At 73.2% G+C, this 17,463-nt stretch carries 18 protein-coding genes; 11 read left to right on the forward strand and 7 right to left on the reverse strand.

The window, feature by feature from the left end; genetic code table 11:
• The first annotated feature begins 52 nt into the window (after nt 1-52).
• The 7 genes from AB0D99_RS16065 to AB0D99_RS16095 all read left to right on the forward strand — a co-directional run bounded on the left by AB0D99_RS16065 (nt 53) and on the right by AB0D99_RS16095 (nt 8,956).
• Nucleotides 53-2,248, forward strand: a complete 2,196-nt coding sequence (locus AB0D99_RS16065; RefSeq protein WP_362361288.1) for a molybdopterin oxidoreductase family protein — start codon at nt 53-55, stop codon at nt 2,246-2,248.
• Between the two features lie 134 nt (nt 2,249-2,382).
• Nucleotides 2,383-3,873 (forward strand): citrate:proton symporter, encoded by a 1,491-nt coding sequence (locus AB0D99_RS16070; protein WP_362361290.1) that lies wholly within the window; start codon nt 2,383-2,385, stop codon nt 3,871-3,873.
• 157 nt (nt 3,874-4,030) lie between these two features.
• A complete protein-coding gene (locus tag AB0D99_RS16075) occupies nt 4,031-4,810 on the forward strand; it encodes a hypothetical protein (protein WP_362361293.1) in 780 nt (259 codons plus the stop codon).
• A complete protein-coding gene (locus tag AB0D99_RS16080) occupies nt 4,797-5,588 on the forward strand; it encodes a class F sortase (RefSeq protein ID WP_362361296.1) in 792 nt (263 codons plus the stop codon). Before AB0D99_RS16075 ends, AB0D99_RS16080 begins: the two co-directional genes overlap by 14 nt.
• Before the next feature lie 208 nt (nt 5,589-5,796).
• Complete coding sequence (locus tag AB0D99_RS16085) at nt 5,797-6,279, forward strand: DUF3574 domain-containing protein (protein WP_362361299.1); 483 nt, start codon at nt 5,797-5,799, stop codon at nt 6,277-6,279.
• Nucleotides 6,280-6,402: 123 nt separating this feature from the next.
• A complete protein-coding gene (locus AB0D99_RS16090; RefSeq protein ID WP_362361302.1) occupies nt 6,403-7,794 on the forward strand; it encodes an aldehyde dehydrogenase family protein in 1,392 nt (463 codons plus the stop codon).
• Between the two features lie 82 nt (nt 7,795-7,876).
• Complete coding sequence (locus AB0D99_RS16095) at nt 7,877-8,956, forward strand: Zn-dependent alcohol dehydrogenase (protein WP_362361467.1); 1,080 nt, start codon at nt 7,877-7,879, stop codon at nt 8,954-8,956.
• Here the strand turns inward: AB0D99_RS16095 and AB0D99_RS16100 are convergent.
• The 3 genes from AB0D99_RS16100 to AB0D99_RS16110 all read right to left on the reverse strand — a co-directional run bounded on the left by AB0D99_RS16100 (nt 8,953) and on the right by AB0D99_RS16110 (nt 11,396).
• A complete protein-coding gene (locus tag AB0D99_RS16100; protein ID WP_362361305.1) occupies nt 8,953-9,879 on the reverse strand; it encodes a DMT family transporter in 927 nt (308 codons plus the stop codon). The genes AB0D99_RS16095 and AB0D99_RS16100 overlap by 4 nt on opposite strands.
• A gap of 32 nt (nt 9,880-9,911) precedes the next feature.
• The gene (locus AB0D99_RS16105; RefSeq protein ID WP_362361308.1) at nt 9,912-10,607 is read right to left on the reverse strand and encodes a winged helix-turn-helix domain-containing protein; all 696 of its coding nucleotides are present in this window, start codon (nt 10,605-10,607) and stop codon (nt 9,912-9,914) included.
• A gap of 111 nt (nt 10,608-10,718) precedes the next feature.
• Nucleotides 10,719-11,396 carry a TetR/AcrR family transcriptional regulator C-terminal domain-containing protein gene (locus AB0D99_RS16110; RefSeq protein WP_362361311.1) on the reverse strand — a complete coding sequence of 226 codons (678 nt, stop codon included), beginning with the start codon at nt 11,394-11,396 and terminating at the stop codon, nt 10,719-10,721.
• Between the two features lie 73 nt (nt 11,397-11,469).
• Here AB0D99_RS16110 and AB0D99_RS16115 point away from each other — a divergent pair, with 73 nt between their 5' ends.
• From AB0D99_RS16115 to AB0D99_RS16125, 3 genes are all read left to right on the forward strand, one after another.
• Nucleotides 11,470-12,621, forward strand: a complete 1,152-nt coding sequence (locus AB0D99_RS16115) for an acyl-CoA dehydrogenase family protein (protein ID WP_362361314.1) — start codon at nt 11,470-11,472, stop codon at nt 12,619-12,621.
• Between the two features lie 70 nt (nt 12,622-12,691).
• A complete protein-coding gene (locus tag AB0D99_RS16120) occupies nt 12,692-12,979 on the forward strand; it encodes a YiaA/YiaB family inner membrane protein (RefSeq protein ID WP_362361317.1) in 288 nt (95 codons plus the stop codon).
• Between the two features lie 59 nt (nt 12,980-13,038).
• Nucleotides 13,039-13,665 (forward strand): TetR/AcrR family transcriptional regulator, encoded by a 627-nt coding sequence (locus AB0D99_RS16125; protein ID WP_362361320.1) that lies wholly within the window; start codon nt 13,039-13,041, stop codon nt 13,663-13,665.
• Here the strand turns inward: AB0D99_RS16125 and AB0D99_RS16130 are convergent.
• Nucleotides 13,656-14,117, reverse strand: a complete 462-nt coding sequence (locus AB0D99_RS16130; RefSeq protein ID WP_362361323.1) for a MaoC family dehydratase — start codon at nt 14,115-14,117, stop codon at nt 13,656-13,658. The two genes, AB0D99_RS16125 and AB0D99_RS16130, sit on opposite strands and share 10 nt — an antisense overlap.
• A gap of 130 nt (nt 14,118-14,247) precedes the next feature.
• On the opposite strand from AB0D99_RS16130, the gene soxR reads away from it, so the two are divergent.
• The gene (gene soxR, locus AB0D99_RS16135) at nt 14,248-14,733 is read left to right on the forward strand and encodes a redox-sensitive transcriptional activator SoxR (RefSeq protein ID WP_362361325.1); all 486 of its coding nucleotides are present in this window, start codon (nt 14,248-14,250) and stop codon (nt 14,731-14,733) included.
• Nucleotides 14,734-14,891: 158 nt separating this feature from the next.
• On the opposite strand, the gene AB0D99_RS16140 is transcribed toward soxR, so the two are convergent.
• The 3 genes from AB0D99_RS16140 to AB0D99_RS16150 form a co-directional block, all read right to left on the reverse strand.
• The gene (locus AB0D99_RS16140) at nt 14,892-15,962 is read right to left on the reverse strand and encodes an RNA ligase (ATP) (RefSeq protein WP_362361328.1); all 1,071 of its coding nucleotides are present in this window, start codon (nt 15,960-15,962) and stop codon (nt 14,892-14,894) included.
• 124 nt (nt 15,963-16,086) lie between these two features.
• Complete coding sequence (locus tag AB0D99_RS16145) at nt 16,087-16,782, reverse strand: 3-keto-5-aminohexanoate cleavage protein (RefSeq protein WP_362361331.1); 696 nt, start codon at nt 16,780-16,782, stop codon at nt 16,087-16,089.
• Nucleotides 16,779-17,390, reverse strand: coding sequence for a hypothetical protein (locus tag AB0D99_RS16150; RefSeq protein WP_362361334.1), 612 nt, complete (start codon nt 17,388-17,390; stop codon nt 16,779-16,781). Before AB0D99_RS16150 ends, AB0D99_RS16145 begins: the two co-directional genes overlap by 4 nt.
• Between the last annotated feature and the right edge of the window lie 73 nt (nt 17,391-17,463).

The raw sequence follows: 17,463 nt of genomic DNA on the forward strand, positions 1-17,463 counted from the left end.
GGTATGCTCGCTGGTGCCCGCGCGTCACAGCCGCCGCCCCAGGGAGCCCGTCATGTCCACTGCCCTGCGTATCTGCCCGCTCTGCGAAGCCACCTGCGGACTGACCCTCACCCTCGACGGCTCCCGTGTCACCGGCGCTCGCGGGGACCGCGACGACGTCTTCAGCCAGGGCTTCATCTGCCCCAAGGGCGCCTCCTTCGGAGAGGTCGACGCCGACCCCGACCGGCTCACCGGGCCCCTCGTCCGCGAGGGCGGCACGCTGCGGGAGGCGACCTGGGCCGAGGCGTTCGACACCATCGCCGCCCGGGTCCGGCCCCTGATCGAGGAGCACGGACCGAACGCGGTCGGCGTCGTCCTCGGCAACCCGAACGTCCACACCATGGCCGGCGCCCTCTACCCGCCCCTGCTGCTCGGCGCCCTGCGCACGCGGAACCTCTTCACCGCCTCCACGCTCGACCAGATGCCCAAGCACGTCTCCAGCGGACTGCTCTTCGGCGACCCCTTCGCCATCCCCGTACCGGACCTGGACCGCACCGACCACCTGCTGATGCTCGGCGCCAACCCCCTGGACTCCAACGGGAGTCTCTGCACCGCACCCGACTTCCCCGGCAAGCTCAAGGCGCTGCGCGGGCGCGGCGGCACCCTCACCGTCGTCGACCCGCGCCGGACCCGCACGGCCCGGCTCGCCGACCGCCATGTCGCCATCCGTCCCGGCACCGACGCCCTCTTCCTCGCCGCGCTCGTCCACACCCTCTTCGCCGAGAACCTCGCCGACCCCGGCGCGCTCACCGCGCACATCGAGGGAGTGGAGGAGGGGCGGGAAGCGGTACGGGACTTCACGCCCGAGGCGGTCGCCACCGCCTGCGACCTGGACGCCGCCACCATCCGTACCGTCGCCCGCGAACTGGCCGCCGCGCCCACGGCGGCCGTCTACGGCCGCATGGGCAGCTCCACCGTCGCGTACGGCACCCTCGCGAACTGGCTCGTCGACGTCCTCAACGTCCTCACCGGCAACCTCGACCGTCCCGGGGGCGCGCTCTTCCCGCTCTCCGCGACCTCCCCCGCGCCCCGCCCCGCCGGGCCGGGGAAGGGCTTCGCCCTGGGGCGCTGGCGCAGCCGCGTCTCCGGCCACCCCGAGGCCAAGGGCGAGATCCCGATGGCCGCCCTCGCCGAGGAGATCGAGACGGAGGGGGAGGGGCGCATCCGCGTCGTGATCACGGTCGCCGCCAACCCCGTCCTGTCCGCCCCCGACGGGAGGCGCCTCGACACCGCCCTCGGCTCCGTGGACTTCATGGTCGCCGTCGACCCGTACCTCAACGAGACCACCCGGCACGCCGATGTCGTGCTGCCCCCGCCGCCGCCCTCGCAGAGCGCCCACTTCGACTTCGCCTTCAACAACTTCGCCGTCCGCAACCAGGTCCGCTTCACGCCCGCCGCCGTCCCGCTGGAGGAGGGGCGCATGGACGAGTGCGAGATCCACGCCCGGTTGATCCTCGCCGTCTCGGGAATGCACGGCGCGCCGCCCTCCGCCGTCGACGACCTCGCCATCGACACGACACTCGCCAAGGCCGTCGCGCAGGAGCACTCGCCCGTCCACGGCGCCGACCCCAAGGCCGTCGCGGCGCGGCTGAGCGGCGCGACCGGGCCCGAGCGGCGCCTCGACATGATGCTGCGCCTCGGCCCGTACGACCTGGTCCTCGACGACCTCCGCCAGGCGCCCCACGGCATCGACCTCGGTCCGCTGAAGCCCCGTCTCCCCGGGGTCCTCAAGACCCGCAGCGGGCGCGTCGAGCTGCTGCCCGCGCCGATCGCCGCCGACCTGCCCCGGCTGCGCGCCGCCCTCGCCGTGGAACCGGGCGGCCTCGTCCTCGTCGGCAGGCGGCACCTGCGCTCCAACAACAGCTGGCTGCACAACGCGCCGTCCCTCAACGGCGGCTCGAACCGGTGCACCCTCCAGGTCCACCCGGACGACGCCGACCGGCTCGGTCTCGCGGACGGCAAGCCCGCCAGGATCGCGGCCGAGGGGGGCGCGCTGGAGGTCGAGGTGGAGATCACCGACACCGTACGGAGCGGGGTGGTGAGCCTGCCGCACGGCTGGGGCCACGACCGTCCGGGCACCCGTCTCACGGTCGCCGCCGCCCGTCCCGGCGTGAACGTGAACCAGCTCCTCGACGGCACCCGGCTGGACCCGCTGTCCGGTACCGCCGTGCTCAACGGCTTCCCCGTGGAGCTGGCGCCCCTGCCGTGACCTGGGGTTTTGCTCGTATTGCTCACGCGTCGACATCTTGCTGACGGCGGAAGGGGGCACCTAACGTCATCCGAACGCCGCACCGGTGGGAGCCGCCCCGGTGGGAGTTCAAGGGTGAACGTGAGGTGTCCTCCATGCTGACCGTCCTCGGCTTCGCCATGATCGCGACCTTCCTGGTCCTGATCATGACGAGGAAGATGTCGCCGATCGCGGCGCTCGTGCTGATCCCCGCGTTGTTCTGCGTCGTCGTCGGACAAGGGGCCCAGCTGGGGGACTACGTCCTCGACGGCGTGGGCAAGCTGGCGCCCACCGCGGCGATGCTGATGTTCGCCATCGTCTACTTCGGCGTGATGATCGACGTCGGTCTCTTCGACCCGATCGTGCGGGGCATCCTGCGCTTCTGCAAGGCCGACCCGGTGCGCGTGGTGGTCGGTACGGCGGCGCTGGCCGCGATCGTCTCGCTCGACGGCGACGGCTCCACCACCTTCATGATCACCGTCTCGGCGATGTACCCGCTCTACAAGCGGCTCGGGATGAGCCTGGTCGTCATGACCGGTGTGGCCGCCACCGCCAACGGCGTCATGAACACCCTTCCCTGGGGCGGCCCCACCGCCCGAGCCGCCACCGCCCTGAAACTGGACGCGGCCGACATCTTCGTCCCGATGATCCCGGCGCTCGGCACGGGGCTGCTCTTCGTCTTCCTCCTCGCGTACGTCCTCGGCCGCCGCGAGCGCAAGCGCATCGGCTACCTCACCCTGGACGAGGCCCTGGAGCCGGCGCGGACCGAGACCGTCGTGGTGAAGGCCGGCCCGGGCGCGGACCCCGCGAAGGCGTCCGGGGGTGCGGGTGGCGCCGGGCGGGGCGCGGGCCCCGAGAAGGCGTCCGGGGGTGCGGGTGGCGCCGGGCGGGGCGCGGACCCCGAGAAGGCGTCCGGGGGTGCCGGTGGCGCCCCGGGGCGGCCGGAGGAGGCGCCCGAGGAGGGCTTCCCGGGCCTCGACCCGAACCGTCCGACCCTGCGCCCCCGGCTCTACTGGTTCAACGCCGGACTCACCGTGGCCCTGCTCTCCGCGATGATCCTGGAACTGCTGCCGATCCCCGTCCTCTTCCTCCTCGGCGCCGCCCTCGCGCTCACCGTCAACTACCCGAACATGGCCGACCAGAAGGCCCGGATCGCCGCCCACGCGGACAACGTGCTCAATGTCGCCGGCATGGTCTTCGCGGCCGCCGTGTTCACCGGAGTCCTCACCGGCACGGGCATGGTCAAGCACATGGCCGACTGGCTCGTGGGGGCGATCCCCGAGGGCATGGGCCCGCACATGGCCCTGGTGACGGGTGTGCTCAGCCTGCCGCTGACGTATTTCATGTCGAACGACGGCTTCTACTTCGGTGTGCTGCCGGTCCTGGCGGAGGCGGGCGCGGCCCATGGCGTCTCCCCGCTGGAGATCGCCCGCGCGTCGATCGCCGGCCAGGCCCTGCACATGTCGAGCCCGCTGGTTCCGGCCGTCTACGTCCTGGTCGGGATGGCGAAGGTGGAGTTCGGCGACCACACCCGGTTCACGGTGAAGTGGGCGGCTCTCACCTCGCTGGTGGTCCTCGCGGCGGGCATCCTCTTCGGGGTCGTCTAAGGGGCGGCGCGCGCGGCGGAGGGGGTCGGCTCCTCCGCCGGGGGAGTGAAACGCGGAGGGTGGACGGCGTTGCGACCACCCTCCGCGTTTCCATCATGACAGATAGTCAGATTATCGGTTGATCATCCGATGTCTTCATGACTGGAGGAACCCCCACATGGCCGCTCTGGCTGTCCGTCCCCTGCTGTCCGCCGCGCTCGTCACCCTCGCCCTCGGCGGCAGCGCGCTCGCCGGTGCTCCCGCGGCCGTCGCCGCCCCCGGAGACAACGGCGACGTCAAGGTCCACCACGCCGGACGCCCGGGCGAGGAGCCCCGCACGGCCGCGAACAACCCGGTCAACAATCCCTCGGTCTGCACCTTCTACTTCGCCGCCTTCAACTTCGACGGGCTCCAGACCATCAACTGGGCCATCACCCCACAGCCACCGGTGGACAGCGTGACCACGAGCGGCTCGATCACGATCGACGCCGCGGGGCACGGGATCAGCCCGGACCTGACGCTCGCCGACGGCAGGTACAAGGTCGAGTGGACCTGGGAGGGCCAGCAGGGCGCGGAGAAGAGCAAGGTCTTCAGAGTCGACTGCGACGACAGCACCAGCCCGCCGACGAACGGGACCGGCGGCAACGGCAACGGTGGCAACGGGAACGGCGGCAACGGCGGGAACGGAGCCAACGGCGGCAACGGGACCGGCGGCAACGGGAACGGCGCCACCACCGGCGGCACCGGCGCCGGCCCCACCGGCAGCGGCAGCTGGGGCGGCGGCGCCACCAAGCCCCCGCAGGGCCCGGTCGGCGCGGGTGGTGGCGGCAGTGCCGACGCCACCGGGACGGACAGCTCCGCCTTCGGGGTCGGATCGGCCATCGCCGCCGCCCTCGCGGGTACGGTCGGCCTGATCCTCGTCCGCCGGTCGCGCCGCCGCACCGATGGCGCCGCGTAGGTCCCGCTTCACGCGCAGGCAGCGGCGCCTCCTCCGGCTCACCCGGACGGTGGTGGTGACCCTGTCGCTGGTCGGCGGCGGCATCTGGTGGGCTCAGGACGAGGATCCGTCCGACCCGCCGATCGCCGCCCCGGCCGCGCACGGGGCGGGCGCGCAGTCCCCGGCCGGGTCGGGGCGGCCCCCCGACCAGAAGCCCAAGACCCAGCCCCGGCCCACGGCTTCGGCGCCGCGCAAGGCCGGGCCCCGGCCCGGGGCTCCGGCCGCGCCCAAGGCCCGGCCGAAGCCCACGGCCGATCCGCTGCCCGCGCCCCTGGCCCGCTCGCGCCCCACCGGCCTCGCCGTCCCGGCGATCACCATCGAGGCCCCGATGCTCGGCCTGGGACTCGACTCCTCCGGACGGCTCGCCACGCCGCCGGCCGAAGACCCCCGGATCGTCGGCTGGTACAAGGACGGCCCGACCCCGGGTGAGGCCGGCACGGCGATCGTGGTCGGCCACCGCGACACCCGGACCGGGCCGGCCATCTTCCTCAACCTCGACTCGCTCACCCCCGGGAACACCGTCCGTGTCGCCCGCGCCGACGGCCGGGTCGCCGTCTTCACGGTCGACAAGGTCCGCACCTACACGAAGGAGCAGTTCCCCGACCAGGAGGTGTACGGCGCCACGGGCCGCCCCGAACTGAGGCTGCTCACCTGCGGCGGCTCGTTCGACCCCAAGAAGGGGTACGAGTCGAACATCGTCGTCTACGCCCACCTCACCGACATCGACCGGGAGATGTGACCGGGTGACCGGTCCGCTCCTGGGGCGCCGTGGCTCTCGACAGGCCCGAGCCCCGGCCCCGAACCCTCTGCCCCGAGCCGCCGAGCCGCCGAGCCGCCGAGCCGCCGAGCCCCCGAGCCGCCGAGCCCCCGCCCCGAGCCCCCGCCCCGAGCCCCCGCCCCGAGCCCCTGCCCCGAGTCCCGGACCCGAGCCATCGAGGAAGTCGCGCATGCCCCTCCGCCCACCGACCACCCGTACCCGTGTCGCCTTCGCCGCCGCCGGGCTGCTGATCGCGGCCGGCGCCCCCACCGCGTACGCCACTCTCGGTGAGGAGGCGCCCTCCTCCGGCGCCGTCACGGCCGGCGCCGCGCAGTCGCGGGGAAAGGCGTACGTCGAGACGCGGTTGTTCTTCGGGACGGAGCGCCCCGACGGCGGCCCGGACGTCACCGACCGGCAGTTCATGGCCTTCGTCGACAAGGAGGTCACGCCGGGGTTCCCGGCCGGCCTGACGGTCCAGGAGGGGCGTGGACAGTGGCGGGACGCGAACGGCACCATCGAGCGGGAGCGCTCGTACGAGCTGATCCTCTTCTATCCGGCGGCCGAGGCGGGGCTCCACGACGCGCGGATCGAGCGGGTCAGGGAGGCTTACAGGAAGGCGTTCGGGCAGGAGTCCGTGGCGCGGCTCGACGAGCCGACCCGCGCCGACTTCTGAACCGGTGCGATGGAGGGAACCGTACGAAGTGACCCTGGCGCCGGAAAACTATCAGCGCTAGTTTGGGTCGCGGACGACGAACCGGCAGGCAGGCCGGGAACCGGTGCGGAGGAGAGACAGCCGATGAAGAGCCATGACGCGATGTACATCGGCGGGGAGTGGCGTCCCGCCGCCTCCACCGACACGATTCCGGTCGTCAACCCGGCGGACGAACAGGTCATCGGCCATGTGCCCGCCGGTACCGTCGAGGACGTCGACGCCGCCGTGCACGCCGCCCGCGCGGCGTTCCCCGGCTGGGCCGCCACGCCGCCGGCCGAGCGCGCCAAGCTGATCGGCGCGCTCCGCGACGCCCTCGCGGCCCGCGCCGAGGAGATCGCCGCCACGGTCACCGCCGAGCTCGGCGCCCCGCCGCAGTTCGCCGCCACGGTCCACGCGGGACTGCCGATCGCCGTCGCCGGCACCTACGCCGAGCTCGCCGCCGCCCACCCCTTCGAGGAGAAGGTGGGCAACTCCACCGTCTACTCCGAGCCCGTCGGGGTCGTCGCCGCGATCACCCCCTGGAACTATCCGCTGCACCAGATCGTGGCCAAGGTCGCCCCCGCGCTGGCGGCCGGCTGCACCGTCGTCCTCAAGCCCGCCGAGGACACCCCGCTGACCGCCCAGCTCTTCGCCGAGGCCGTGCACGCCGCGGGCATCCCGGGCGGCGTCTTCAACCTCGTCACCGGCCTCGGACCGGTCGCGGGCCAGGCGCTCGCCGAGCACGCCGGCGTCGACCTCGTCTCCTTCACCGGCTCGACCGCCGTCGGCAGGCGGATCGGGGCCCTCGCGGGCGGCGCGGTGAAGCGGGTCGCGCTGGAGCTCGGCGGCAAGTCCGCCAACGTCATCCTGCCGAGCGCCGACCTCGGCAGGGCCGTCTCCGTCGGCATCGCCAACGTCATGGCCAACTCCGGCCAGACGTGCAGCGCCTGGACCCGGATGCTCGTTCCCGCCGACCGCTACGACGAGGCGGTCGCGCTGGCCGCCGAGGCCGTGAAGAAGTACGTCCCGGGAGAGCGCGTCGGCCCCCTCGTCAACGCCAAGCAGCAGCAGCGGGTGCGCGGCTACATCGAGAAGGGCGTCGAGGAGGGCGCCCGGATCGTTGCGGGCGGCCCCGAGGCCCCGCGAGAGACCGGCTACTACGTCTCCCCGACCGTCTTCGCCGACGTCACCCCGGACATGGCCATCGCCCAGGAGGAGATCTTCGGCCCGGTCGTCTCGATCCTCCGGTACGAGGACGAGGAGGACGCCCTGGCCATCGCCAACGGGACCGTGTACGGCCTCGCCGGCGCCGTCTGGGGCGAGCCGGAGGCGGCCGTCGCCTTCGCCCGCCGCATGGACACGGGCCAGGTCGACATCAACGGCGGCCGCTTCAACCCGCTGGCCCCCTTCGGCGGTTACAAGCAGTCGGGCGTGGGCCGCGAACTCGGCGCCCACGGCCTCTCCGAGTACCTCCAGACCAAGTCCCTCCAGTTCTGAGCCCGTTCCGAGCCCGCTCCGAGCCCTTCCGAGCCGCTCCGAGCCTGGTCCGAGTCACTGAGGAGCAAGACGCGTCATGAGCGTGGTCCGCGCCGCCTTCCTGCCCGCCGTCGGCTCTCCGCTGGAGATAGCCGGAATCCGACTGCCCGAGCCCGGCCCCGGCCAGGTCAGGGTCCGCCTCGCCGCCGCCGGGGTCTGCCACTCCGACCTGTCCCTCTCCAACGGGACGATGCGGGTGCCCGTCCCCGCCGTCCTCGGCCACGAGGGCGCCGGCACGGTCGTCTCCGTCGGCGAGGGCGTCACCCATGTCGCCCCGGGCGACGGCGTCGTCCTCAACTGGGCGCCGTCCTGCGGCTCCTGCCACCCCTGCTCGCTCGGCGAGGTCTGGCTCTGCGCCGACGCCCTGACCGGGGCGGGAAGCGTGTACGCCACGACCGAGGACGGCACCGCCCTCCACCCCGGTCTCAACGTGGCGGCCTTCGCCGAGGAGACCGTGGTCGCGGCGAACTGTGTCCTGCCCGTCCCCGACGGGGTTCCGCTCACGGACGCGGCCCTGCTCGGCTGCGCCGTCCTCACCGGCTGGGGAGCGATCCACCACTCGGCGCGGGTGCGCGAGGGGGAGTCCGTCGTCGTCTTCGGGGTCGGGGGCGTCGGTCTCGCCACCCTTCAGGCCGCCCGGATCGCGGGCGCCTCGACGGTCGTCGCGGTCGACGTGTCGCCCGAGAAGGAGGCCCTCGCCCGGGCCGCCGGGGCGACCGAGTACGTCGTCGCCTCCGAGACCACCGCCAAGGAGGTCCGGAAGCTGACGGGCGGCCACGGCGCCGACGTCGCCGTCGAGTGCGTCGGCCGCGCCACGACGATCCGCGCCGCCTGGGACTCCACCCGGCGCGGCGGCCGCACCACGGTCGTCGGCATCGGCGGCAAGGACCAGCAGGTCACCTTCAACGCCCTGGAACTCTTCCACTGGGGCCGGACCCTGTCCGGCTGCGTGTACGGGAACTCCGACCCGGCCGCGGACCTGCCCGTCCTCGCCGAGCACGTCCGGGCCGGCCGCCTCGACCTGAGCGCCCTGGTCACCGAGCGGATCACCCTGGACGGCATTCCCGGCGCCTTCGACAACATGCTCGCGGGCAAGGGCGGCCGGGCGCTGGTCGTCTTCTAGAGGGTCTTGCCGGCCTCGACGCCGTCGGCCGGAGTCCTGGACGGGGGCTTCGGCCGGGAGCGGGCGACCGCCACGCCCGCCAGGCACAGCGCCCCGCCCGCGAGCGTGAGCAGCCCCGGCAGCTCGCCGAGGAACACCCAGGCCATGACGACGACGAGCGCGGGCACGGCGTACGTCGTCGCGCCCATGCGGCCCGCGGTCGTACGGGCCAGCGCGTAGGCCCAGGTCGTGAAGGCGAGAGCGGTCGGGAACACCCCGAGATACACCATGTTCAGCGTCGCGGAGAGCGGTGCCCGGCTCGCCTCGTCGACGAGCCGCCCGGCGAAGGGGAGGCAGGCCACGGCGCCGACCAGACACCCGAAGGTCGTGATCTGCAGCGCGGTGCCGTGGGCCAGGGCGGGCTTCTGCGCGACGACACCGCCCGCGTACGCCACCGCCGCCAGCAGGCAGAGCGCGACACCGAGCACGGACGCGTGTCCCTCGCCGGACATCGAGAGGCCGACGGCGATCGCTCCGGCGAAGGAGACCGCCATGCCCGCGATCAGCCGGGGAGGCAGCTTCTCGCCGAGGAACCGGGAGCCGAGCAGCGCGATGAGGATGGGCCCGATGTTCACGACCATCGCGGCCGTGCCCGCGTCGACCTCCTGCTCGCCCCAGTTGAGCGCCACCATGTACGCGCCGAACCAGAGGAGTCCGGACACGGCGATCCCCGGCCAGGCGGCGCGCGACGGAAGCCCCTCCCGCCGTATCAGCAGGACCGCTCCGAGGACGAGTGCCCCGGCGAGGAGCCGCCCGAGGGCGAGCGCGCCGGGGGAGTAGGCGGCGCCGGCGCTGCGGATGGAGACGAAGGCGGAGGCCCAGAGGACGACGGTGACACCGGCCGCGGCGAGCGCCAGGCGGGAGGTGGCGGAAGACTCGGTCATGGGGTGACCGTAGGGCCTGGACCCTTCGGCGCTCACCGAATTGTCTCCGGCTCGATGCCGAGGGCCAGCCGCAGGGCCTGCTCGCCCCGGGAGGTCACCTTCACGGCCCGCTCGGAGCCGATCCGTACGCACCAGCCCGCGTCGAGCGCGTGCCGGCAGAGCGCGGCGCCCGCCACCCCCGCGAGGTGAGGCTTCCGCTCGGTCCAGTCGAGACAGGCGCGGGCGACCGGCCGTCGCCCTCCGGACGCGAGGGCGATCCCCAGCTCCCCGAACCACTCCACGCCCGCGTCCGTGAGCGCGAACCCGGTGTCCTGGCGCAGCAGTCCGCGTCCCGTCATCGCCTCGGTGATCGTGATGCCGAGCCGTCCGGCGAGATGGTCGTAGCAGGTCCGTCCCCGCGCCATGGCCCGCCCGGTGCTCGCGGCCCGCAACGAGCCGGAGGGCGGTGTCCGCGCGGGTTCGGACCGGGCGGCGAGGTCCTCGACGAGGTGGGCGATCCCGGCGTCGGCGAGGCGGACGTACCGGTGCCGCCCCTGCCGCTCCTCGGCGAGCACCCCGCCCGCGACGAGCTTGCCCAGGTGCTCACTGGCCGTGGACGGTGCCACGCGCGCGTGGCGCGCCAACTCGCCCGCGGTCCAGGCCCGTCCGTCGAGGAGGGCGAGGAGGAAGGCGGCGCGGGTCTCGTCCGCGAGGAGCGCCGCGAGGGCGGCGAGGTCTTTGGCGGCCATGGCACCAGGGTGCCCCACTCACTGTTCGGCGCCCGCCGAACGGTCGCGCGGTGCCGGGGCGGGTATCGAAGGTCCGCTTGCCTCCGGGACGCCCGGCTCTCGACACCCGCCCTAGGGGCCGTTCGTCGAGCCCTCGCGCGTCCAGGTGGTCCGCACCCCCGTCTCGTACTGCATCGCCAGTCCGTCGAGCAGGGCCCTCAGGCCCGTCTCGAAGGCGCCCTCGTCGACCTTCTGGCGGTGTTCCACCAGGAGGTGCGCCTGGCCCAGGTGGGGGTAGTCCGCCGGGTCGTAGGCCGTCTCGTCGTCGACGAAGCCGCGGGCGAAGGAGCCCAGCGCCGAGCCGGTGACGAAGTAGCGCATCAGCGCGCCGATGTACGTCGCCTGGGCGGGCGGCCAGCCCGCGCGGACCATCGCGCCGAACACGGCGTCGGCCACCTTCAGGCCCGCCGGGCGGCGGCCCGGGCCCTGGGCGAGGACCGGGACGATGTTCGGGTGGTCGGCGAGGGCGGCGCGGTAGGAGGCCGCCCAGTCGCGCAGGGCCGTGCGCCAGTCGCGGGCGTCGTCCTCCGCGAACATCGACAGATCGACCTTCGCGCTCACGGCGTCGGCGACCGCGTCGAGGATCTCGTCCTTCGTGCGGAAGTGGTTGTAGAGCGACGGCCCGCTCACGCCCAGCTCGGCGGCGAGCCGCCGGGTGGAGACGGCGGTGAGGCCCTCCGCGTCCACGAGCGCGCTCGCCGTGGCGACGATCCGGTCTCGGCTGAGGAGGGGCTTGCGCGGTCGGGCCATGGCCCACATAGTAGGCGTGCCCGCTAAAAACTAGCAGTGGTAATTTAACGTGGACGGAAGTCGAGGTGGCGCCGTGAACCTGGAGCTCGGCGAGGAACAGGAAGCCGTACGGCGGCTCGCTCGCGACTTCGTGGCCCGCGAGGTCACCCCGCACGTCGTCGAGTGGGACCGCGCCGAGAGCGTCGACCGGTCGATCGTGAAGAAGCTCGGCGCCGTCGGCTTCCTCGGCCTCACGATCCCGGAGGAGTACGGCGGCTCCGGCGGCGACCACCTCACCTACTGCCTCGTCACGGAGGAGCTCGGGCGAGGGGACTCCTCCGTGCGCGGCATCGTCTCCGTCTCCCTCGGGCTCGTCGCCAAGACCGTCGCCGCCTGGGGCGACGAGGAGCAGAAGGCCGCCTGGCTGCCCCGGCTCGCCTCGGGCGAGGCGCTCGGCTGCTTCGGGCTCACGGAGCCCGGCACCGGCTCCGACGCCGGCAGCCTGGCCACCAGGGCCGTCCGTGACGGGGACGCGTACGTCGTCAACGGCTCGAAGATGTTCATCACCAACGGAACCTGGGCCGACGTCGTCCTGCTCTTCGCCCGCACCGGTGACGCGCCCGGCCACAAGGGCGTCTCCGCCTTCCTCGTGCCCACGGACACCCCCGGCCTCACCCGCCGCCCCATCCACGGCAAGCTCGGCCTGCGCGGCCAGGCGACGGCCGAACTGGTCCTGGAGGACGTCCGCGTCCCCGCCTCGGCGATGCTGGGTCCCGAGGGCAAGGGCTTCTCGGTCGCCATGTCCGCCCTGGCCAAGGGGCGGATGTCGGTCGCCGCCGGCTGTGTCGGCATCGCGCAGGCGGCTCTCGACGCGGCCGTCCGGTACGCGGGGGAGCGGGAGCAGTTCGGCAAGTCCATCGCCTCGTACCAGCTGGTGCAGGAGCTGATCAGCGACATCGCGGTCGACGTCGACGCGGCCCGGCTGCTGACCTGGCGCGTCGCCGATCTGATCGACCGCGGCCAGGAGTTCGCCACCGCCGCGTCGAAGGCGAAGCTGTACGCCTCCGAGGCCGCCGTCCGCGCCGCGAACAACGCCCTCCAGGTCTACGGCGGCTACGGCTACATCGACGAGTACCCGGTCGGCAAGCTGCTGCGGGACGCCCGCGTGATGACGCTGTACGAGGGCACGAGCCAGATCCAGAAGCTCATCATCGGGCGCGCGCTCACGGGCGTCTCGGCGTTCTGAGTACGTCGCGGCGCGCCTCTGAGTATCCGGGCGGATGTGGCGGGGCCCACATCCGCCCGATGCTTCGTCCATGAGCGACTCACCCGTCAAGCAGCAGAACACCGCCGCCTACTACCTGCAGGCCGTCGTCTCCTTCGGACTCGCGCTCGCCGCCGTGGCGATCGGCATCTATCAGCTGGACGCCGACGCGTGGGTGCGCGCCTTCCTCGCGATCGCCGTCCTCTACCTGACGACCTCGTCCTTCACGCTCGCCAAGGTCGTCCGCGACCGCCAGGAGGCGGGCCAGATCGTCAGCCGGGTCGACCAGGCCCGCCTCGAGAAGCTCCTCGCGGAGCACGACCCCTTCCAGAAGCTCTAAGCGCTTGCTCAGCTTCGTTGTATGGTGTTCGTCCTGACAGCTGGAGTGAGGGGCGAGCGATGAGCGTGGCGGAGGAGACGCCCGGCGGCGAGGACGTGCCGTGGGGCGAGGTCACTCCCGAGGCGGCCCGGCGGCTGCTCGTCGCGGCCGTCGAGGCGTTCGCCGAGCGCGGGTACCACGCCACGACGACCCGGGACATCGCGGGCCGGGCCGGCATGAGCCCGGCGGCGCTCTACATCCACTACAAGACCAAGGAAGAGCTGCTCCACCGGATCAGCCGCATCGGTCACGACCGGGCCCTGGAGATCCTCCGGGCGGCGGCCGACGGTGAGGGCACGGCGGGGGAGCGGCTCGCCGACGCCGTACGGTCCTTCGTGCGCTGGCACGCCGAGCGGCACACCACCGCGCGGGTCGTGCAGTACGAGCTGGACGCGCTCGGTCCCGAGCACCGCGCCGAGATCGTCGAGCTGCGCCGCGAGTCGGACGCGGCCGTGCGCCGGATCATCAACGAGGGCGTGGCGGCCGGGGAGTTCGACGTGCCGGACGTCGCCGGCACCACCGTCGCCGTGCTCTCGCTCTGCATCGACGTGTCGCGCTGGTTCAACGTGCGGGGGCGCCGGACGCCGGACGAGGTCGGGGCGCTCTACGCCGACCTCGTCCTGCGGATGGTCGGCGCTCAGAAGTAGTAGCGCGACACCGACTCGGCGACGCAGACCGGCTTGTCGCCGCCCTCGCGCTCCACTGTCACGGTCGCGGTGACCTGTACCCCGCCGCCCGCCTCGACGACGTTCGTCAGCACGGCGGTGGCGCGCAGCCGTGAGCCGACCGGCACGGGGGAGGGGAACCGCACCTTCTCCGTGCCGTAGTTGATGCCCATCTTCATGCCCTCGACGCGCATGATCTGCGGGACCAGCGTCGGCAGCAGCGACAGGGTCAGATAGCCGTGGGCGATCGTCTTCCCGAAGGGCCCGGCCGCCGCGCGCTCCGCGTCCACGTGGATCCACTGGTGGTCGCCGGTCGCGTCGGCGAACAGGTCGATCCGCTTCTGCTCGATCTCCAGCCAGTCGCTGTACCCCAGCTGCTCGCCGACCCCGGCGCGCAGCTCCTCGGCGGAGGTGAAGATCCTCGGCTCGGCCATGTCCCTGCTCCCTGTCTCTCACCCGGCTTGACGTCTGTCGTTCGACGCTCATCTAAGCGACTGCTTAGTCTGGCGGCCTCCGAGGGGCTCTGTCAACGGGTCGGAAGGCCCGAGCAGTAGGGTTCGAGGAGTGCCGCAGATTCCAGAGAAGATCCACGAACTCACCGTCGGCCAGCTGTCCGCGCGCAGCGGCGCCGCCGTCTCCGCCCTGCACTTCTACGAGACCAAGGGCCTGATCAGCAGCCGCCGCACCAGCGGCAACCAGCGCCGCTACAGCCGCGACATCCTGCGCCGCGTCGCCTTCATCCGGGCCGCGCAGCGCGTCGGCATCCCGCTGGCGACCATCCGTGACGCGCTCGCCGAACTTCCCGAGGAGCGCACCCCCACCAACGAGGACTGGGCACGCCTCTCGGCCGCCTGGCGCACGGAACTGGACGAGCGGATCAAGCAGCTCGGACGGCTGCGCGACCACCTGACGGACTGCATCGGATGCGGATGCCTGTCGCTGCAGAACTGCGTGCTGTCCAACCCCGACGACGTCATCGGCGAACAGATGACGGGCTCGCGGCTGCTCCCGGAGCGCCGGGAGGCGCAGGCCGGACCGGGGGCGGTCTGACAGCCGCCCGACCCCTCGCGGGCTGTCCCGGCCCCACGGCGGCCGACGGCCTCGACCGCCCTCGCGGCCCCACGGGACGTAGGGCCCGTCGGCCGTACCGCGTGCGAGGAGGGGCCCGCCACCCCCGTGGACGGGCCCCTCGGTTCAGGCAGGGCGGATCACTCGAACTCGGTGCCGCCCTTGCGGGTCAGATAGGCCGGGCTGACCGCCTTGGCGATGGCGCGGCCGCCCACCACCGGGCTGTACCGCTCCGTCACCGGGCGGATCACGACACCCTCCCGCAGATGGAGCTCCCGCCCGGAGACGGTCTCCCGGCCGCTCGCCACCTCCAGCACCCGGTCCAGGTCGTACGGACCGGTGTACAGCCTGGGTACGAGGGGCAGTTCGCCGGGCTCCAGGACCTCGGCCGGGTCCAGCCAGCGCACCTGGCCGTCGATCTCGGCCGACACGTCGAAGACGGCGTAACCGACCCCCTCGCTGCGGGCGTTCGCGCCGTAGCCGAGGTCCTGCACACCGGCCCCGTACACCTCGGCGAAGAGCCCGACCCGGCTCGCGCCGAGACGCGCGGCGAGCCGCGCCGCGACCGCTCGCACACCATGGCCGTGGACCGCGCGCCAGTACAGGTTGCGCGGGTCCTCCTGGAGGGCGAGACCCTTGGCGCCGAAGCCCTTCGAGGAGACCCGCAGCCGGTCGTCCTCGACGACGTACGTCGCCAGGCACGCCGTACCGTGCAGCTTCTCCGTCAGGACCACCAGCTCGCCGGGCTCGAAGACGTCCGGGTACCGCTGGAGGTTCTCGATGTCGACCCACGGCAGCAGGTCCGGCGCGGACTCGACGTCACCGCTCATCGTCGGCGGTATCGGCGGCACCCACTTGGTGATGCCGAGGAGTGCGGCGAAGTCGGTCCCCTCGACGGCAGCGGAGACCAGGTCGACATCCGCGAGCGCCTCGGGCCGGCAGACGATCCCCTGCGACAACTCGCCCCGCAGCCGCACCGCCTTGACCCGGTCCGACGACTTTCCGGCCAGCCGCCCGGTCAGCCCCAGCTCGTCGACGAGCGCGATCGGCAGCACGGCCTGCTCGGGGATGTAGACCGCGACGTCACCGGTGCGGTACGCGCCCTTGGCGACGACGGCTCGATACAGGCCCACCTGGGCCAGTTCCAGCGCGTCGGCGTTGGGGTGGTCGTGGACGGTCAGGGTCTCGGCGGTGACGCGCAAGGTCGACATGTCGGTGCTCCGGCGGCTCGGGGACGGTCACGTGGCGTTCTCGTCGCCGGACACTCTGCCCGTGCGAAAACCCCCTGGGCCAGCGGATTTCACGCTGGTAGCCTCCCGCGCCCGGCGGACGGCGCTACCGCGAGAGCGCGGCGGAGACCAGCTCGGCGTTGTCCCGCGCGAGGCTCCCGTCCGGCAGGAACAGCGTGTCCTCCAGACCGATACGCGCCGCCAGGCCGAGACGACGGGCCAGGCGCAGGACCGGCCACGCGCCGGCGTCCGTGCCGTGGAGGAGGACCGGGAGGCCGTGGGCCCCACCCACCTCGGCGAGCAGGGCACGAGCGGCCGCCACCGGATCGGGGCCGCCGACCCCCGCGACGACGCGCAGCACGCGGCGCGCCAGAGGCGATGCCAGAAACCGCTCGGGAGCCTCCGTGGCCGGCCGGATGCCCGCCTCCACACCCACACCCCGCTCCAGCAGCGCGGCCGCCAGTTCCTCGGCGCCCGGTTCGTGCCAGAGCACCACCGCGTGGTCGGGGATGACCGTCCACGCGCGGACGCGCTCCACTCGCCGCACCGGATCGGGCTCCTCCGCCACGCCGGTCGTCACCCCGACGGGAACGTCCACGGCCGCGCGGATCGCCGCCAGGGTCTGGGCCAGCACCCGGGGCGAGAGCGTCTGCCCGCCGCACGGAGTCCTGGGGTGCACGTGCACCTCCGACGCCCCGGCCGCGACCGCCCGTGCCGCCGCTTCCGCCATCGCGGCCGGCGACATCGGCACGGCCGCCGAATCCCCCGGACCGCGGCCCCCGTTCAGACAGACCTGCATCACGCCGCGGACACCAGCCGGGGAACCGCCTCGCCCCGCGCCCGTGCCAGCGCCCTCGCCGTCAGCACCGCACGCGGCACCACGACCCCGCAGTCACCGCACACCGGACCGAACCACGGCTCGTCGTCCAGATCCGGCCGCCACTCGATCCGGGGCCCCGCGCACACCGGGCAACGCTCCCCGGGCGCGGACTGCAGCGCGGTGATCAGCCGCCGCAGCACCACGGCCAGCGGCTCCGAGGGATGCACCGCCGGGTCGTCGCACCGGGCCACCCCGTTGCCGCCCCAGGTCCGCCGGTGCCAGTCGTCCAGGGCGCCGGGCCGCCGCAGCCCGCCGTGCTTCTCGCGCCGCCGCCGCGCCGCGAACTCCTCCTCGTACGCGAGCCAGACCGCCCGCGCCTCCTCCAGCTCCTCCAGAGCGGCCACCAGCCGCCCAGGATCCAGCTCCCGATCCTCGGGCCCGAACCTGTGCCTGCGGCACAGGTGGTCCCAGGTCGCGCGGTGCCCGTACGGGGCGAACCGCTCCAGGCACTTGCGCAGCGAGTACCTCCGCAGCGCCGTGTCACTCCCGGGATCGCGCACCTGTCTCGCAAGACTCCGGAAACCCGCCATCGCTTCGCACCTCCGTCGGTGGTACTTCGGCGTCAAGGACGTTATGGAATGGACGAACGAGTACCCCTTCGTG

This window comes from Streptomyces sp. NPDC047971 (genome assembly GCF_040653355.1).
In the GTDB taxonomy this organism is placed as follows: domain Bacteria; phylum Actinomycetota; class Actinomycetes; order Streptomycetales; family Streptomycetaceae; genus Streptomyces.

Bases quoted from the DNA above. Each gene is read 5' to 3' on its own strand.
- AB0D99_RS16080 (WP_362361296.1), top strand. From the start codon at position 4,797: ATGGCGCCGCGTAGGTCCCGCTTCACGCGCAGGCAGCGGCGCCTCCTC.
- AB0D99_RS16110 (WP_362361311.1), bottom strand. From the start codon at position 11,396: ATGGCCCGACCGCGCAAGCCCCTCCTCAGCCGAGACCGGATCGTCGCC.
- AB0D99_RS16125 (WP_362361320.1), top strand. From the start codon at position 13,039: ATGAGCGTGGCGGAGGAGACGCCCGGCGGCGAGGACGTGCCGTGGGGC.
- AB0D99_RS16150 (WP_362361334.1), bottom strand. From the start codon at position 17,390: ATGGCGGGTTTCCGGAGTCTTGCGAGACAGGTGCGCGATCCCGGGAGT.
- AB0D99_RS16120 (WP_362361317.1), top strand. From the start codon at position 12,692: ATGAGCGACTCACCCGTCAAGCAGCAGAACACCGCCGCCTACTACCTG.
- AB0D99_RS16070 (WP_362361290.1), top strand. From the start codon at position 2,383: ATGCTGACCGTCCTCGGCTTCGCCATGATCGCGACCTTCCTGGTCCTG.
- AB0D99_RS16130 (WP_362361323.1), bottom strand. From the start codon at position 14,117: ATGGCCGAGCCGAGGATCTTCACCTCCGCCGAGGAGCTGCGCGCCGGG.
- AB0D99_RS16100 (WP_362361305.1), bottom strand. From the start codon at position 9,879: ATGACCGAGTCTTCCGCCACCTCCCGCCTGGCGCTCGCCGCGGCCGGT.
- AB0D99_RS16065 (WP_362361288.1), top strand. From the start codon at position 53: ATGTCCACTGCCCTGCGTATCTGCCCGCTCTGCGAAGCCACCTGCGGA.
- AB0D99_RS16075 (WP_362361293.1), top strand. From the start codon at position 4,031: ATGGCCGCTCTGGCTGTCCGTCCCCTGCTGTCCGCCGCGCTCGTCACC.
- AB0D99_RS16140 (WP_362361328.1), bottom strand. From the start codon at position 15,962: ATGTCGACCTTGCGCGTCACCGCCGAGACCCTGACCGTCCACGACCAC.
- AB0D99_RS16105 (WP_362361308.1), bottom strand. From the start codon at position 10,607: ATGGCCGCCAAAGACCTCGCCGCCCTCGCGGCGCTCCTCGCGGACGAG.
- AB0D99_RS16085 (WP_362361299.1), top strand. From the start codon at position 5,797: ATGCCCCTCCGCCCACCGACCACCCGTACCCGTGTCGCCTTCGCCGCC.
- AB0D99_RS16090 (WP_362361302.1), top strand. From the start codon at position 6,403: ATGAAGAGCCATGACGCGATGTACATCGGCGGGGAGTGGCGTCCCGCC.